Annotated in this window: 17 protein-coding genes; 8 read left to right on the top strand and 9 right to left on the bottom strand. The window is 38.0% G+C overall.

Annotation, left to right across the window (positions count from 1 at the left end; genetic code table 11):
• The first annotated feature begins 1 nt into the window (after position 1).
• The 6 genes from MUB24_RS13525 to MUB24_RS13500 all read left to right on the top strand — a co-directional run bounded on the left by MUB24_RS13525 (position 2) and on the right by MUB24_RS13500 (position 5,989).
• The gene (locus tag MUB24_RS13525; RefSeq protein ID WP_244704930.1) at positions 2-376 is read left to right on the top strand and encodes a YxeA family protein; all 375 of its coding nucleotides are present in this window, start codon (positions 2-4) and stop codon (positions 374-376) included.
• A 795-nt stretch (positions 377-1,171) separates the two neighbouring features.
• Positions 1,172-2,362 carry an ABC transporter substrate-binding protein gene (locus MUB24_RS13520; RefSeq protein ID WP_244704928.1) on the top strand — a complete coding sequence of 397 codons (1,191 nt, stop codon included), beginning with the start codon at positions 1,172-1,174 and terminating at the stop codon, positions 2,360-2,362.
• 299 nt (positions 2,363-2,661) lie between these two features.
• A complete protein-coding gene (locus MUB24_RS13515) occupies positions 2,662-3,540 on the top strand; it encodes a branched-chain amino acid ABC transporter permease (protein ID WP_244704926.1) in 879 nt (292 codons plus the stop codon).
• A 13-nt stretch (positions 3,541-3,553) separates the two neighbouring features.
• Positions 3,554-4,528 carry a branched-chain amino acid ABC transporter permease gene (locus MUB24_RS13510; RefSeq protein WP_244704925.1) on the top strand — a complete coding sequence of 325 codons (975 nt, stop codon included), beginning with the start codon at positions 3,554-3,556 and terminating at the stop codon, positions 4,526-4,528.
• On the top strand, positions 4,503-5,288 hold the full coding sequence (locus tag MUB24_RS13505) for an ABC transporter ATP-binding protein (protein WP_244704923.1): 786 nt from the start codon (positions 4,503-4,505) through the stop codon (positions 5,286-5,288). The genes MUB24_RS13510 and MUB24_RS13505 overlap by 26 nt, the downstream gene beginning before the upstream one ends.
• Positions 5,282-5,989: an ABC transporter ATP-binding protein gene (locus tag MUB24_RS13500; RefSeq protein WP_244704921.1), complete on the top strand. Its 708-nt coding sequence runs from the start codon at positions 5,282-5,284 to the stop codon at positions 5,987-5,989. Before MUB24_RS13505 ends, MUB24_RS13500 begins: the two co-directional genes overlap by 7 nt.
• A gap of 117 nt (positions 5,990-6,106) precedes the next feature.
• On the opposite strand, the gene MUB24_RS13495 is transcribed toward MUB24_RS13500, so the two are convergent.
• The 3 genes from MUB24_RS13495 to MUB24_RS13485 form a co-directional block, all read right to left on the bottom strand.
• Positions 6,107-6,766, bottom strand: coding sequence for a DedA family protein (locus MUB24_RS13495; RefSeq protein ID WP_244704919.1), 660 nt, complete (start codon positions 6,764-6,766; stop codon positions 6,107-6,109).
• Between the two features lie 55 nt (positions 6,767-6,821).
• Positions 6,822-7,355: a hypothetical protein gene (locus MUB24_RS13490; protein ID WP_244704917.1), complete on the bottom strand. Its 534-nt coding sequence runs from the start codon at positions 7,353-7,355 to the stop codon at positions 6,822-6,824.
• Between the two features lie 336 nt (positions 7,356-7,691).
• On the bottom strand, positions 7,692-8,273 hold the full coding sequence (locus MUB24_RS13485; RefSeq protein WP_244704915.1) for an LOG family protein: 582 nt from the start codon (positions 8,271-8,273) through the stop codon (positions 7,692-7,694).
• A gap of 97 nt (positions 8,274-8,370) precedes the next feature.
• Here MUB24_RS13485 and MUB24_RS13480 point away from each other — a divergent pair, with 97 nt between their 5' ends.
• Entirely contained in the window at positions 8,371-8,691 is a 321-nt protein-coding gene (locus MUB24_RS13480) for a MazG-like family protein (RefSeq protein WP_244704912.1), read from the top strand.
• 659 nt (positions 8,692-9,350) lie between these two features.
• On the opposite strand, the gene MUB24_RS13475 is transcribed toward MUB24_RS13480, so the two are convergent.
• From MUB24_RS13475 to MUB24_RS13455, 6 genes are all read right to left on the bottom strand, one after another.
• Positions 9,351-9,923: a hypothetical protein gene (locus MUB24_RS13475; RefSeq protein ID WP_244704909.1), complete on the bottom strand. Its 573-nt coding sequence runs from the start codon at positions 9,921-9,923 to the stop codon at positions 9,351-9,353.
• On the bottom strand, positions 9,907-10,161 hold the full coding sequence (locus MUB24_RS13470; RefSeq protein ID WP_244704906.1) for a hypothetical protein: 255 nt from the start codon (positions 10,159-10,161) through the stop codon (positions 9,907-9,909). Before MUB24_RS13470 ends, MUB24_RS13475 begins: the two co-directional genes overlap by 17 nt.
• Before the next feature lie 515 nt (positions 10,162-10,676).
• Entirely contained in the window at positions 10,677-11,507 is an 831-nt protein-coding gene (locus MUB24_RS13465) for a Cof-type HAD-IIB family hydrolase (RefSeq protein WP_244704904.1), read from the bottom strand.
• A gap of 17 nt (positions 11,508-11,524) precedes the next feature.
• Positions 11,525-11,797, bottom strand: a complete 273-nt coding sequence (locus tag MUB24_RS13460) for a DeoR/GlpR family DNA-binding transcription regulator (RefSeq protein WP_280516991.1) — start codon at positions 11,795-11,797, stop codon at positions 11,525-11,527.
• A gap of 750 nt (positions 11,798-12,547) precedes the next feature.
• Complete coding sequence (locus MUB24_RS23285) at positions 12,548-12,751, bottom strand: PTS sugar transporter subunit IIA (protein ID WP_280516989.1); 204 nt, start codon at positions 12,749-12,751, stop codon at positions 12,548-12,550.
• Positions 12,752-12,780: 29 nt separating this feature from the next.
• On the bottom strand, positions 12,781-14,367 hold the full coding sequence (locus MUB24_RS13455) for a PTS transporter subunit EIIC (RefSeq protein ID WP_280516988.1): 1,587 nt from the start codon (positions 14,365-14,367) through the stop codon (positions 12,781-12,783).
• 395 nt (positions 14,368-14,762) lie between these two features.
• On the opposite strand from MUB24_RS13455, the gene MUB24_RS13450 reads away from it, so the two are divergent.
• Positions 14,763-15,230, top strand: a complete 468-nt coding sequence (locus MUB24_RS13450) for an ImmA/IrrE family metallo-endopeptidase (RefSeq protein ID WP_244704901.1) — start codon at positions 14,763-14,765, stop codon at positions 15,228-15,230.
• Positions 15,231-15,272: the final 42 nt, after the last annotated feature.

Genomic DNA, 15,272 nt, shown 5'->3' with positions numbered 1-15,272 from the left:
TTTGAAAAAAATAGTTGCTGTTATTGGTGTTTTAGCTTTATTCGTCGGGGCTGTAGTGGTGTTGTTAACAGTTGATTTCAATCGCTTTGGGAAAGACCATGTATATGTAGAAGTAATCGAACCAACTGACATAACAGAAGATAAGCTGGACAATGGAGAGATTATGACTAGGTATTGGTACAACCAAACGGCGTATAATGAAAAAGGGAAAGCAGTGACAGTAGAATTCTCTGCCTTCAGGGAATTGCGTCAAGGTGCTTATTTAATGCTCTATGTAAAGAAGGGCAATGAAGTCACTTCTTTTGATGAAGTGCAATGGAAAGAGATTCCAAGTGAAGCACAAACAAAGCTAAAAGCAGAGAATGCTTCATTATAGTGGGAAAAGATTGGGACAAAACTGTTTTCACCAAAGAAAAAAACGAACTAATGGGAGGCATATAACCGCTCCGGAAATATACTTCGCTTTCCGCGGGCGGCCGGTGAGCCTCCTCAGACCTACCGGATGTAGGTCACAAAAGCGTTGCGACGTACAAGGACGTACTAGTGCAGGCGACGCAACAGGACGTTGCACTTTGAGCCTGCCGCCAGAACGGCGCGAACTTAGCCTTTGATCCTCATTCGCACTGCGGGTCCCACCGCTGCCTTTCATCCCGGTCGGGAGCACGTTCTCTAGTTGGAGAGCGTGTTCCTCACTCCTCACAGATCCGTGCGGGCAATATTATCACACACCGCCCTTCCTACCTCCATTCACAGAATATAGTTTCGGTCATATATGTTCACTTTCACTCTAGGATTTGGTAAAGGATATTTTCTAAGGAATAAGTTGAACTTATCCCAACTGAATGATTTCCTTTGGCTTCTTCGGTTCATCCATTTATATAATTCAAGGAAGTTCTTAACTATCTGTAAATTGTCCGTTATGCAATAGTGATTGAAATAACCATTGAGCAACCTACGTAATCTATCCATGATGTCCTCAATATCCATTCTTCGGTTGGCCTTGAGCGAGCAAAAAAAATAGAGTAGAAAACTTCTTTTGAAAAATATTGGTATATTCACCTAAATTACTACTAAACTAATAAAGAAATATTATGTTTCAGAATATTGTTAGTTATTTTTCAAGAAATGAAACAAGGAATGTAAATCCATTTTTCACGAGGGGGAAAAGGAAATGAAAAAGAGAAATGTAGCTAACATTTTTCTAGCTCTAACATTAACTGTTGGTGTTATGGCTGGCTGTAATGATTCAAAAGAATCTAGCGGCGGGGGTGGCTCTGTGGACAAAGACAGTACCATTAAAGTCGGTGCAAACCTTGAATTATCCGGACAAGTAGCTTCTTATGGATCATCTATTGCACAGGGGTTAGAGCTTGCAATGGAAGAAATTAATAAAGAAGGCATTGACGGAAAGAAAATTGAGCTTGTAAAAGTCGACAATAAATCAGAAGCATCCGAGGCTACAAACGGAGCATTGAAGCTGACTAGTCAAGACAAGGTCGTTACTATTATTGGAGCAGCGACAAGTGGAAATACAAAGGCGCAAATTCAAATTGCACAGGATAACAAAATCCCTCTCATCACTCCAACAGGGACTGCAGAAGACATAACCGTAAATGACGGAAAATTAAATGATTATATCTTTAGAACTTGCTTTATTGATCCTTTCCAAGGTGAAGTGGCTGCTAATTTTGCAACAAACGAACTAAAAGTTAAAAATGCTGCTGTTTACATTGATAGTGCCAGTGACTATTCCAAAGGTTTGGCAAAATCATTTAAGGACGTATTTGAGAAAAACGGCGGGAAAATTGTGGCAGAAGAAGCTTATGTAGCGAAAGATACCGATTTCCGTGCTACATTAACACGCATTAAATCTGCCAAACCTGATTTCGTCTTTATTCCGGGGTACTATGAAGAAGTTGGTCTCATTGTAAAGCAAGCCCGTGAACTTGGCATTGATGTACCTTTAATGGGGGCAGATGGCTGGGATTCTCCCAAGCTTGTTGAAGTCGCAGGTGGAGACGCTTTAAATAACACGTTTCTCACAAACCACTATTCTTCCGGTAATACCGAAGATCAAAAGGTTCAAGCATTCGTAAAAGCATTTGAAGCGAAATACGATGGCAAAACTCCAGATGCATTTAACGCACTTGGTTATGATACTGTTTATTTCTTGGCTGATGCCATTAAACGTTCCGGCTCTGCTGAACCCGAAAAAATTACAGAAGCACTTGTTAAAACAAAAGACTTATCTTTAGTTTCTGGTAATTTTACAGTAGACGAAAATCATAACCCTATTAAATCAGCTACAATTCTTGAATATAAAGATGGAAAACAAGAATTTAAAACCATTGTAAATCCATAAGTTGATTAGTAAGGGGGCTAGTCCCCCTGTTCTTTTTATCAAAAAAATTGACTTATAAAGTGAAACTTCATTCAGTGGGGGTTTTTTTCATCCCCCACTGAATAATAATGATCTTAGGCTAAATGCGCCGCGTCCTGCGGCAACGCCTAAGTGACCAACGTCCTGTTGACCTGAACGAATCGGGGATTTGACTTTCAGTTGATCCCCCACTTACAATTCTCGTTTTTTCCTCGAATTATTGAAGTGGGGGTCTTACTGCCAGTTAATTCGGGATAAAGTAAATCAAGGGAGGGTTCATAATGGAACTCATACAACAGTTAGTGAATGGGATCTCACTCGGTAGTATATATGCTCTGATTGCCTTAGGCTACACGATGGTGTATGGGATTGTTAAGCTGATCAACTTCGCTCATGGCGATATATTTATGATTGGAGCATTTGTTGGTTTTTACACCATAACGGTTTTGCATCTCTCATTTTTTCCTGCTCTCATTTTAGCGATGGTTATATGTGCCCTTTTTGGCGTTATCATTGAGCGAATCGCGTATAAGCCCCTACGTAATGCCACCCGGATCGCCGCCTTAATCACGGCAATTGGCGTTTCCTTACTTATTGAATATGGGTTTATTTATGTTCGCGGTGCCCAACCTGAAGCATATCCTGGAGATGTCTTAAATGTTGGGAATATTGAAGTATTTGGTGTAACCATTAGTGGGCAATCAATCATTATTTTAGGTGTGTCTGTCGTATTGATGATTATTCTTCAATTCATTGTTCATAAAACGAAGATCGGAAAAGCCATGCGTGCTGTTTCTCATGACGCTGAAGCAGCAACGCTTATGGGGATTAATGTAAACAACACGATTTCAGCGACCTTTGCGATTGGTTCTGCTTTAGCAGGAGCAGCTGGGGTCATTTTTGGAACGTATTATACTAAAATAGACCCGTTAATGGGAATTATTCCTGGACTAAAAGCCTTTGTTGCCGCTGTTTTTGGTGGAATTGGGATTATACCTGGAGCAATGGTAGGCGGTCTTGCACTTGGGGTCATTGAAGCATTAGTCAGTGCAGCAGGCTTTTCACTCTGGCGTGACGCAGTTGCCTTTGTTGTACTTATTTTGATTCTTTTATTCCTTCCGTCCGGCCTGTTCGGTAAAAATGTACGAGAAAAGGTTTAGGGGAGACAAAAAAATGACAAATATTAAAAATGCAAAAGGCTTTTGGCTCTCAATTTTATTAGCAGTAGTCATCTTTTTGGGCGTTCAATTTTTAATTAACGGAGCAATTTTAAATTCTTTCTATACAAACATTTTATTTTTAATGGCTATTAATATCATTTTGGGCGTCAGCCTCCATTTAATTATTGGGATTACTGGCCAGTTTTCTATAGGTCATGCAGGATTTTTGGCTGTTGGTGCCTATGTATCAGCCATTTTTACGATGAAGCTCCAACTTCCTTTTGGATTGGCACTAGTGGTTGGTGGAATTGTCGCTGCACTTGCAGGATTGATTATAGGAATACCGACCCTCCGTTTAAAAGGTGACTATCTAGCTATTGCCACTTTAGGTTTTGGTGAAATACTTCGCATTGTGTTACTTAACATCGAATACGTCGGGGGAGCAAGTGGAATGCAGGTCTCTCATTTAACTACTTGGCCCTGGGTATTTGCATGCATGATCATTACGATTATCGCCATCAGAAACTTTACGAACTCAACGCATGGCCGCGCATGTATCTCCGTAAGAGAAGATGAAACGGCTTCTGATGCGATGGGGATCAACACTACTTATTATAAAGTACTTGCATTTGCGATAGGGGCATTTTTGGCCGGAATTGCTGGAGGGTTATATTCACATAACTTTTATATTATTCAGCCTTCAAACTTTGGATTTTTAAAATCATTTGATATTTTGATTATTGTCGTGTTTGGGGGATTAGGCAGTATGTCAGGTTCCGTTATTTCTGCCATCCTTTTAGCCATGGTTTCGGCGTATCTGCAAGATTATCCTGAGACAAGAATGATCATTTACAGTCTACTCCTTATCATGATGATGATTTATCGTCCACAAGGATTAATGGGTACAAAAGAAATTACATCATTCTTTAAAAAACGTAAAACGGTTGAAGGAGGTCCGACGGATGGCAACAAACACACCATTGCTTAAAGTAAATCAAGTGGGCATCCGTTTCGGTGGTTTAAAAGCAGTAGCGGGGCTAAATATGGAGTTGTATAAGGGCGATCTTGTTGGACTTATTGGTCCAAACGGGGCGGGAAAAACAACTTTCTTTAATCTTTTAACAGGGGTTTATGTCCCGACTAAAGGAAGTATTTCGCTAAATGGTGAACGTCTAAATAATGTCCCGCCATATAAAATAAATCGTAAAGGAATAAGCCGAACGTTCCAAAACATTCGTTTATTTCGTGAACTTTCCGTTTTAGATAATGTAAAAGTAGCTTATCATTCACTTGCAAAGCATGGCTTTATCAGCTCCATTCTCAGACTCCCATCTCACTTTTCTGGTGAAAAAGAAATGGAAGAAAAGGCAATGGAATGTTTAAAAGTATTTAATCTCGATTTATATAAGGATGAAAAAGCAAAGAACCTTCCATACGGACAACAACGACGTTTGGAAATTGCACGGGCGCTTGCAGCGAATCCCAAACTGCTATTATTGGATGAACCAGCTGCAGGGATGAATCCGCTGGAAACACAAGAGCTGATGAATTTAATCTCCTTAATTAGAGAGAAATTTGGATTGACTGTACTATTAATTGAACATGATATGCCGCTTGTCATGGGGGTATGTGAACGCATCTATGTACTGGATCATGGGCAATTAATCGCACAAGGTACGCCAGAGGATATTCGTAACAACCCGAAAGTAATAGAGGCGTATTTAGGCGAGGAGGTTTCTTCATGTTAAAGGTTGATGACATCAATGTTTATTATGGAAATATTCACGCTCTGAAAGGAGTTTCTCTCGATATTAACCAAGGAGAAATCGTTACGCTAATTGGAGCAAACGGTGCTGGAAAGAGCACGCTCTTAAAAACAGTTTCTGGATTGTTAAAGCCAAAGCAAGGCAACATTATTTTGGATGGGCAATCAATCATCGGAAAAGCAGCTCAAACTATTGTTAAACTAGGCCTTTCCCATGTACCGGAAGGACGTCGTGTTTTTGCCAATTTGACCGTAGAAGAAAATCTTGAATTAGGAGCCTTTTTACGAAAAGATAAAGCTGGCATTAAAAAGGATATGGAAAGTGTATTTGAAAGATTTCCACATCTATTAGAACGCCGCAAGCAGCTTTCGGGAACATTATCAGGTGGGGAACAACAAATGCTGGCAATTGGCCGTGCCATTATGGCGCGCCCGCGACTTTTATTATTAGACGAGCCTTCTATGGGGCTTGCACCATTATTAGTAAAAACAATCTTCCAGATTATTGATGATATTAATAAATCAGGAACGACGATTCTTTTAGTGGAGCAAAATGCGAATATGGCTCTTTCCATCGCAAATCGTGCCTATGTTATTGAAACGGGCCGAGTCGTTTTATCTGGGACAGCAGAAGAATTAAATGCTAGTGAACAGGTAAAACAGGCTTATCTGGGTATGCAGTAATTCCCGTATTGGATAATCTAAAAATTGAGCCCCTTGGTGCATACACAAAATCCTCACCTTACTTTTTTTAGATGGGGATTTTGTGTATGCTTTATTTACCTCTAGAGATGCCATATTTTAACGCTTTTTCCCTGCTCCCTTATCCAATTTAGCCCTAATAAAACCCATAATCGATGGAAGAACGGAAATGATGATAATGAATAAAATCACACTCGAAAAGTTTTCCTTAATTATAGGAATATTGCCGAATAAATAGCCTAATGTTGTGCAAATACCTACCCAAATAATAGCCCCGGTAACATTGTAAATGAGGAAATACCGATAATTCATACGGCTGGCACCTGCAACAAAGGGTACAAACGTACGAATAAAGGGCATAAAACGAGCAAGCACAATCGTTTTTCCACCATGCTTATTGAAGAAGGCCTCCGCTTTCTCCATTTTTTCCTGATTAATCACTTTACCAAGCCAGCTATTGGGCGGGATCGACGTTCCAATCTTCTTTCCAATATGATAATTCACCGTATCACCGAGTACAGCAGCGCTCAAAAAGACAACAAGTAATAAAGTAAAATGAAATGCGCCAACCGCAGCAAAAGCACCACTTGCAAATAATAAGGAATCACCAGGTAAAAATGGGAATATTACTACTCCCGTTTCTACAAAGACGATTAAAAATAAAACGGCATATGACCAACCGCCAAAAATATTAATGATCTCTACAAGATGTTCATCAATATGAAGAATAAAACTAATGAGTCCCCGAATTAAATCCATACATGTTCTCCTCTGTTTGCGACAAAAGCTGAACGCCTTTTTACCCTAATCATCCTTATCCTTGAGATAAGACGGAAAAATTCATTTTTTCATCCCGCTCTATCATATGTCCCATATGATTCTCAATAAATGTAAAATAACCATTTGATCCTCGTCTTTTTATCCAGAGTTTGATAGATTTTTCAATCCTTAACAAACATTTTACATGGATAGCATAATATTTCTTAGCATCAAAATAACGCTCATCTTCCATTACAACTTCACGAACTTCTTTATTGGTATAGGGGTCAAAACTCATAAGAAGCCCATGCAAAAAAGCCTTATTATTCAAAGTAACGTGATCGCTAAAGTCGTACTCCACTTGTTTGATATAACCGTCTATAGTAAGTAAAGCCATTCGGATAGCGGTTAAGGCTTCCCTGTCTGTGCGGTTGGGGTCCTGACGGTGGAGCTTCAGCAAATTGCCTTCCATTGCGGCAAGAGGATATGTGTAATGCTCTTCTTGTCCCTTAGCAATTGTTCCGAAATCTTTGGCCATTCTAGTCGAAATTTTGTCTAAATTATATGAATCTACCACTATTTTTTCCATATATACATCCTTCCATTTTCAAAGCCATCGATCATCGAAATTTCTTCAATGACTTTTTCTTTTGTTTCTGATTTTAATGCCTCCACTAAGACACAACGTTCTGGAAAGTGCTGACGAACTTCTAACTACTATTATATCATTTTTTATATGCAAAGAGTTGGACTACTTTTTTATTATTTCTTAAATTCCCCATCAAAAATTACTCACCTAAAGATGATAGAGATTTTAAAAAAATAGATTAGTTTTTCGCTCCAAAGATTCCCGTACTCAGAAGAAAAAGCGAAAGTTTCTTTCCATTTATACAGGTTGATTGGAGCAGAAGGCGTTGTTTGGCATTTAACTCTGTTTTTCATTCATGTAAGTTTTTATGGTTGGTGGTTCATAAGAATCAAATTTTTCAAGTAACCGATTTGGTTCAACGTCTATAAGTGCCATTGAGCGATACTTTTCATGTAAAAATTGTTCCTTTGCCATATGATTAAACAGTTCAACGAGAGGATCAAAGTAATGATTAATATTTAGAAGACCACAAGGTTTTTGATGAAGTCCTAATTGAGCCCATGTGAAAATCTCAAAAAACTCTTCTAATGTCCCTGGCCCACCTGGTAAAGCGACAAACCCATCTGCAAGCTCTGCCATTTTAGCCTTTCTCTCATGCATAGAATCAACAACTATCAGTTTTGATAATCTTTTATGAGATATTTCTCTCTGCTCTAAAAAACTAGGTATAATTCCAATGACTTGACCGCCTTCACCTAAAACAGCATCGGCAACTGCTCCCATAACACCAATACTAGCTCCACCATAAACAAGTGTAATATCGCGTTTAGCCAGTTCTTTACCAAGTTTTTTGGCACTGTCTATATAAATATTAGATGCTCCATTACTTGAACCACAAAATACCGCTATGCTTTTCATTATGATCGTCCCCCTAACAAATCCAGCGTTTATATTATACAAAAGTCTTGATAATTTGTTAAACTTTACAATAGTGGAATGTAAGGAGTGAGATAAAATGGATGTAACTGAATTTCAACAATGGGTAAATGATTATTATGAAAATAGAGGCTGGTCTGAGCTAGATATTTTTATTCGAATTGGCTTTTTAGCAGAGGAAACTGGAGAAGTAGCACGAGCCATTAGAGCCCTTGAAATTGGGAGGGACAGACCGGACGAAGTAACAGAATCATATATAAACAGCAGAGAGGCTTTAGTAGAAGAGCTAGGAGATGTATTAGGTAACGTAATCGTGATCGCTAATAAATATAATATCTCTTTAGAAGAAGTATTTAATTCTCATAAGAAGAAGCTCTCAAAACGTTACTCTGATGAATGAATATGACCTTTTCCAGAGATACAGAGTGAAAAATCATAAGAAAGAAAACTTCACATACTTTTTCTAAATACCTAGAACTATGTCGATCTCATAAAACGAAGGTGAAGAAATGAACTTCATTGAATTCCTTTATTGAATTAGATTCAGTCAGCTTTATATGCCTGAATCTGAAAAACTGGAACTAGAATATAGAACACATCATTCTACAATTTCCTCACATAGCTTTTGCTTATTTCTCGAATATTTTTTCTAAGTTTTCCATGTATAAATCGCCGTCTATATTTAGGAATAAACGCAATAGGTGACGTGCAATTCCACTTTATATGTGATAAACTTGATATATCCACTATGGATGTCCTCCTCTGCCTAACATTGGCTTGCGAAACCTTTGTCATTATAGTAGAGGAGGACTTTTTATCATACGTAAGGTCCTTCCGTTTCTGTTCTCCCCGCGAGTAGCGAGGAGGCTTAATCTAGGCTTAGTTGTTGATCAGTATTCACAAAAGACATTCTATTATCTATATCACAAGAGCATCCTCGGATCTGAAGACGCAGTCCCTCTCATTCCGAAAGGGACTATAAAAAATAAAAGTGCAATGTCCCGAGCCCTGTAATGTAATTGATTTTAGGATTTAATGTCCTTTTTGTAAATAATCCATTCATTCTTTTTCATACTTGGCTTCATTACGCCAATGATCTAATTCAATCTTTTCTGTAGGTGTTTCTAACTTCGACTCCATATAATCCAAATCAATATCTTCCATATACATTAAAAATAAACGAAATCCCCATTCTCGATCTTGTGCACTTTTCCAATGTACCGCGGCGCGTAATCGATCCAATATAATATCCTCAATCCCAATCACATTTACTTTTCGTTTTCCTACTGGTACAGTTGTGACTTTCCCATAATCCCCAGCTAAATAATTATCTGGAATTTCCACTGAAACACCTATTTCAGGATGAAACCAGTCTTTTCCAATTTTCTCAAATCCTAAAGAATGTAAAATATCGTTAGCTTTGTCATACCCATCAAGGACAAAATCAATATCATGAGTGGTATATCCATTTAATGAGTAGATTTCGACGGACAATCCACCGACAATGATTGGTTCAATGTTCTGCTGTTCCATCAATTCAGTAAAAATTGCCGCTGTATGAAGCATTCGTTCAAATTTTGGTTTGTTTTTTAAAGCAAATAAGGATTCTTTAGCTTTATCTATATTTATCAACGCTAAACACCCGGCTTTCCTTGTCGTATTGCACTTCACCAGTCTTTAAGGCCTTTCGAATTTTTAAGCGCGCCAAACGGTTGAGTGCTAAAATTTCATCACGATCTCTTGGGCGAACTCTCCCCTTAGTCCAGCCTTCATCTTCGCTTTTGGAACGAAACTTATTAGCTGCATAATCAACGGATTGCCTTTTTGCTTGTATCCTTTTATTAATCTCATCTAAAGTCATTTTTCTCATCACTACACCTCTTCACAAAAAGGTATTACTACCATTATATCCTAGCTTTAGGAATGTTTATCAAAAAAGTGAAATCTTCAACAAAATTATTGAATTCATATTAACTTATTCTACCACTGATAACTATTTTACTATTATTTTCATTTTGTTAGAAACGGACGTTGAACTGTATCCCTTTTCACTTGCAAGCCTCGCCTCCACTTCAATCATACCTAAAGATCGGTAAGTGGCGGGTAGTTAATAGACAGGCCATACTCCATCCATGGTTATTGTTATTCTTCACTTAGCCGGAAATCCAACTCATGGGGACAGACTTCGGGAGCCTTTCTCCTGAAATTCCTCGTAGGACAGGAAAAATTCTTTCAGTAAATCCAAGTAAAGTCGTAAATAACCCATTTTCAAATGAAACTAAATAGCTTTTCTTCTGGTCCCTATCATACTCATGAAGGCACCTTTATATTTTCCAGATGATTCATCCGTTATTGAATCGTTTAACATTTGCTAAAATAAATCTATCATACATTTATAACATATTTTTTCAAAGCTTCCGACACACCATTCTCATTATTACCCCTGATCTTCACATCTGCACTTTTTTGAACTTCTTCAGGAGCATTAGCCATAGAAATTCCTATTCCCGCTAAAGATAACATAGGAATATCATTAAAATTGTCACCGATTGTCATTGTTTTTTCTAAAGGGACTTTGTAATAATCAGTTAATTCCATAAGCGCCTTTTCCTTTGAAACATCACAATGAGTTACCTCTAAATAATTCTCTTTCGATAAATAAAATGAACTGGTTTTTAACTGCAAGTTAGGCCAATATTTTTGAAGCAACACAATCTCTTCCGGACTTCCAATCAACAGAAGTTTATGGAGAGGTAGTACTGTTTGCAACATCAATAACTGCAAATTTTTGACAATCGGTTGTTCATTAGTAATAGAAGCCTCGATTTTAGCCCATTTGTCATACTTATCTACATACCAATCTCTTCCAGAATAGAGATTTATGGATAGATGCGGAAACTCATGTTTTGTGATATCAATTAATATTCGAACTTCATCTTTATTCAACTCATGACTAAGAATCGGCGTATAATCATCCAGTTTGGCATTTTTTAAAACAAGTGCACCATTATAACAAGCAATTGGATTATCAGTAATCTCCAATTCCTCCACAATTGGATACATCCCTCTAGGGGAGCGTGCAGATGCTAGAACGAAGGGAACATCTTGATCTTTTAACAATTTTAAACTCTCTTTCAAGTTACTATCTACCACATGCTTATCATCTAGGATTGTGCCATCGATATCGCTCATCACTAGCTTTATGTTCTTTTCCAATGGTTTCCATCCCCTTGTTAATAAATTATTTTTAAACTAGAGTTTTCTAAGCTAGACTCTGAAACAGCTGAGTTTTCATTCGTTATAAAATAATCAAATTCACTAATATCCCCTATCGAAAAAGTAACCGATTTTTCAAATTTACTGGTTTCTGCTAATAAAATTTTGACTTTGGCATTCTTTAAGACTAATTGTTTCAAATAAGCATCTTCTTGATCCTCAAAACTGATTATCCCATTTTTCAAACCAGCTGCTCCGATAAATACAACATCAAAAGAAATATGGTTCAGAATCTCTGCCTCATTGAGAGCTGACTAGCATATCCAAAACGTGGGGAGGTAATAAACCACGTTCTGCTTGGAAGTAAAAGTCACTGCGGCTTAACTCTACACAGAGAGAGTAAGAGTCGGAATAGTTAGAGTGGTGAGCAAATCTGGAGGCCAAAAGGCTTTAACGAATACTGCAGCCCCGAAAACACGTACCTTTTAAAACTGTTTATAAAGGGAATGCGAAGCGCCGACCTAGTGAGTTAGTGGGGAAGGTCGATGTTCTATGGGTAGAAATGGTCAAGTGCACCATAGAAGCTGCCGAGGGAGGGGTTTTGGCATCCAGGGAAAGACTTTCAGAGATAACGACGAGAAGGTCCTACTTCCAGCTGGGATGGCAACAACCAGCAAAGACCAACCATATAAGCGTGGCGGGTTGCCGGGACGACTATTAAAAACAGGTGCGACAGGCTTGTAATAAACGGGGTAACATTAGGGAAACGTTAAAATGTTGGCTGTACCCCTTACTGGGTTGAATGGGTATTAGACTATAGAGATTATATTTTTTACTAAAAGTTACCGAAAACACAAAGACCACCCGTTCGTCTGTGAACGGGTGGTCTTTACGGGGAGCTCGCAACATTAAACTACTTCAGGATTCCCTTTATCAGTTTTTGTCCCGCTTATCCTGATAATCGAATCACCTGTTTTTACAGCACCAGTGATTTCTTGTACTTCAAATTCAATAAAATCCTTATAGTTGGTCACAACAACTCAAGTTACAGTTGAAATGCCTTTTCCCCTGATTGCATCGATATCAAATTTGACGAGTGTCTGTCCTTTTTTCACTTTATCACCCATTTCGATAAGGGCTTCAAAGTGTTCGCCTTCAAGTTGGACCGTATCAATTCCGATATGGATTAAAAGCTCTACGCCATCGTTTGACGTTAGGCCTATGGCGTGTTTTGTCCTGAACATGACGGCTATTTCCCCATCAACCGGTGATTTCAAGACCCTTGATCAGGTTCAATTGCGATTCCCTTTCCAATGATTTCTTCTGAGAATGTTTTATCGGGTACTTGATCCATTGGGATTATTTTACCTGTCAGGGGACTAACCACATCTGTGCTCCCAGTCAGGGCTTGTTTAGGTGTGTTTAACTGTTCTTCATCTGGTTCGGATTTCCCTTTTTCATCAGCCTTCGTTTGGTTAGTTGTTAAGTTGTTCAATTCATATTTGGTCATCATTGTAAAGGCAAAGCCCAGTGTGAAGCTTAAAACGATACCAACAAGAATCGCCCAAAATGCTGACATGTCACCATCTGGTGCGATATAAGCCGGCAGGGAAAAAATACTTGGTGCTACAAATGAAAATGTTTTTACTTTAAACAGTACTGCAACACAACCGGCAATCGCACTTGCTGCCATGGCAGCAAACAATGGTTTTTTCAATTTTAAAGTAACCCCGTACATTCCTGGCTCGGTAATACCAAAGATAGCTGACAGTCCGGTTGAGAATGTAATCGAACGATGCTCGGGTTTCCTTACTTTCACAAACACGGCTAAAATGGCTCCAGCCTGGGCCATATTACTAATTAAAGCAAATGGCAGCCAAAAATTATCAAACCCATTGCTGGATATGCTCTGGATGGCTGTCGGCATGAATGCATAGTGCATGCCCGTCATGACTATAAATGGATTAAATCCTGCAAGGAGCAGACCAGCTAAAGGACCGACAGTTGAAAATAATAAGGTTAACCCTTTTGATAAATAATCACCAATATAAAAGCCAAGTGGGGCAATGACTATCAAGAGAATTGGCACTGTAATTATTAGAACCAGAACAGACGACAGAATGGCTTTCAGCATAGACGGCACTATTCTGTTAACCAATCTATCAACATAACTCATCACCCAGACACCCAAAATGATTGGGATGACAGACGAACTATAGTCCATATAAGGGATGTCAAAAATCCAAAACTTCATCGGCTCCAGACCTTTTGCAGATCCCGCAATCAATGATGGGTACATTAATACCCCAGCCAGAAAAACAGCAATAAATTCATTGACAGAAAATTTCCGTGCAGCAGATACGGCGAGTAGGAAAGGCAAAAAGTAAAAAGCTGCATCGGAAATCATTGTAAATACTTGAAAAATGCCGCTTGACTCTGGCATCAGATCTGTAAGGTTTATTAATGCCAGAACAACTTTCATCATACCTGCCCCGATAATTGTTGGTAAAATCGGTGTAAAGATAGCGGCAATCACTTCTAATAATCCGTTGACTTTGTTTTTGAAACCTTTTCTTGGTGCCGATTTTTCGGAAGCTTGCTGCTGTTTTGTGTCATGTCCAATTAAACGGTTGATTTCATCTGACACTTTATCGACATTATTACCTATGATTATTTGAAATTGTGACGATGTTTCCTGAATATCCAGCACACCATCCAATTGTAACAGTTCCTCTTTTTCGATTAGACTGTCATCCACTAAATTAGTGCGTAATCTTGTCATGCAATTCCAGACCAAAGAAATATTATCTTTGCCACCAACAAACTGAATGATGTTCTTTGCTAAATTTGTCTTGTCCATCTTTTTTCCTACTCCTGTATTTATAGATTTTCGCCATCTGTTTCGATGACCTCTTTATACCAGTAAAAAGATTTTTTCTTGTAACGTTTGCCTGTTCCATAAAATAAAGGACTTTACCTCGTTATAATATTATTAATATATAACATGGTATTATGAAGGGAAATCATTATAAACGCTGTGAATAAAGGCTTTCACCAAAAATCCTCGTTATAAATTCCGGGAACGCAGGTTTAAAATAAATAGGAAATAAAAAAGGAGATATTGCTTTTACACAATATCTCTCATTTTTCTCCATTTCCTCTGGCGGGATTTTGGCGTAGAACCTATTCATTTTTGATTGTTTCATCTATTTTACGTACCATCGAGATGCAGTCAAATCAACGTTTTCAATTCAAATGCTCTTAGTGAATTATTCCCATTTAGATATATATCACCCAGGACAATTAGACATCTTAGAAATAGCTAATTCACTAGACATTAAAGTTCATTTTATAAACATTTCAAGTAGAGCCTATAAAGGTGAAATTATTATTGATTCACGTTTATCGTCCGAAGAACAATGGGAAGATTTTGCATATGAACTTTGTCATGTTCTATTTCAATATGGAAACCAAATTATAAATATAAATAGCCTTTTTCTCGAATATCAAGAATGGAAAGCAAATAACTTTGCATTACACTTCTGTGTTCCTACTTTCATGCTACAAAAATCGTTAATAAAAGATCAAATTGCAAGTATACCCGAAGCTATACCTTTTATAAAAAACCAATATAACGTTACAGATGAAATTGCAGAAAAAAGATTGATTCATTTTAGAAATCAGTTACAAATATCAAGATTACTACAACAACTTAATGCGTAATGACAATAAAGTTGTCCCCTTTTGAAGGGGTGAAGCCACATT

It is taken from the genome of Lederbergia sp. NSJ-179 (genome assembly GCF_022867885.1).
Classification (GTDB): domain Bacteria; phylum Bacillota; class Bacilli; order Bacillales; family Bacillaceae_C; genus Lederbergia.
This window is presented reverse-complemented; position numbering and strand designations above follow the sequence as displayed.

What these genes read in the sequence shown, in the direction of transcription:
- MUB24_RS13520 (WP_244704928.1), top strand. Translation starts at nt 1,172, where the DNA reads ATGAAAAAGAGAAATGTAGCTAACATTTTTCTAGCTCTAACATTAACT.
- MUB24_RS13515 (WP_244704926.1), top strand. Translation starts at nt 2,662, where the DNA reads ATGGAACTCATACAACAGTTAGTGAATGGGATCTCACTCGGTAGTATA.
- MUB24_RS13510 (WP_244704925.1), top strand. Translation starts at nt 3,554, where the DNA reads ATGACAAATATTAAAAATGCAAAAGGCTTTTGGCTCTCAATTTTATTA.
- MUB24_RS13505 (WP_244704923.1), top strand. Translation starts at nt 4,503, where the DNA reads ATGGCAACAAACACACCATTGCTTAAAGTAAATCAAGTGGGCATCCGT.
- MUB24_RS13500 (WP_244704921.1), top strand. Translation starts at nt 5,282, where the DNA reads ATGTTAAAGGTTGATGACATCAATGTTTATTATGGAAATATTCACGCT.
- MUB24_RS13495 (WP_244704919.1), bottom strand. Translation starts at nt 6,766, where the DNA reads ATGGATTTAATTCGGGGACTCATTAGTTTTATTCTTCATATTGATGAA.
- MUB24_RS13490 (WP_244704917.1), bottom strand. Translation starts at nt 7,355, where the DNA reads ATGGAAAAAATAGTGGTAGATTCATATAATTTAGACAAAATTTCGACT.
- MUB24_RS13485 (WP_244704915.1), bottom strand. Translation starts at nt 8,273, where the DNA reads ATGAAAAGCATAGCGGTATTTTGTGGTTCAAGTAATGGAGCATCTAAT.
- MUB24_RS13480 (WP_244704912.1), top strand. Translation starts at nt 8,371, where the DNA reads ATGGATGTAACTGAATTTCAACAATGGGTAAATGATTATTATGAAAAT.
- MUB24_RS13470 (WP_244704906.1), bottom strand. Translation starts at nt 10,161, where the DNA reads ATGAGAAAAATGACTTTAGATGAGATTAATAAAAGGATACAAGCAAAA.
- MUB24_RS23285 (WP_280516989.1), bottom strand. Translation starts at nt 12,751, where the DNA reads ATGTTCAGGACAAAACACGCCATAGGCCTAACGTCAAACGATGGCGTA.
- MUB24_RS13455 (WP_280516988.1), bottom strand. Translation starts at nt 14,367, where the DNA reads ATGGACAAGACAAATTTAGCAAAGAACATCATTCAGTTTGTTGGTGGC.
- MUB24_RS13450 (WP_244704901.1), top strand. Translation starts at nt 14,763, where the DNA reads ATGCTCTTAGTGAATTATTCCCATTTAGATATATATCACCCAGGACAA.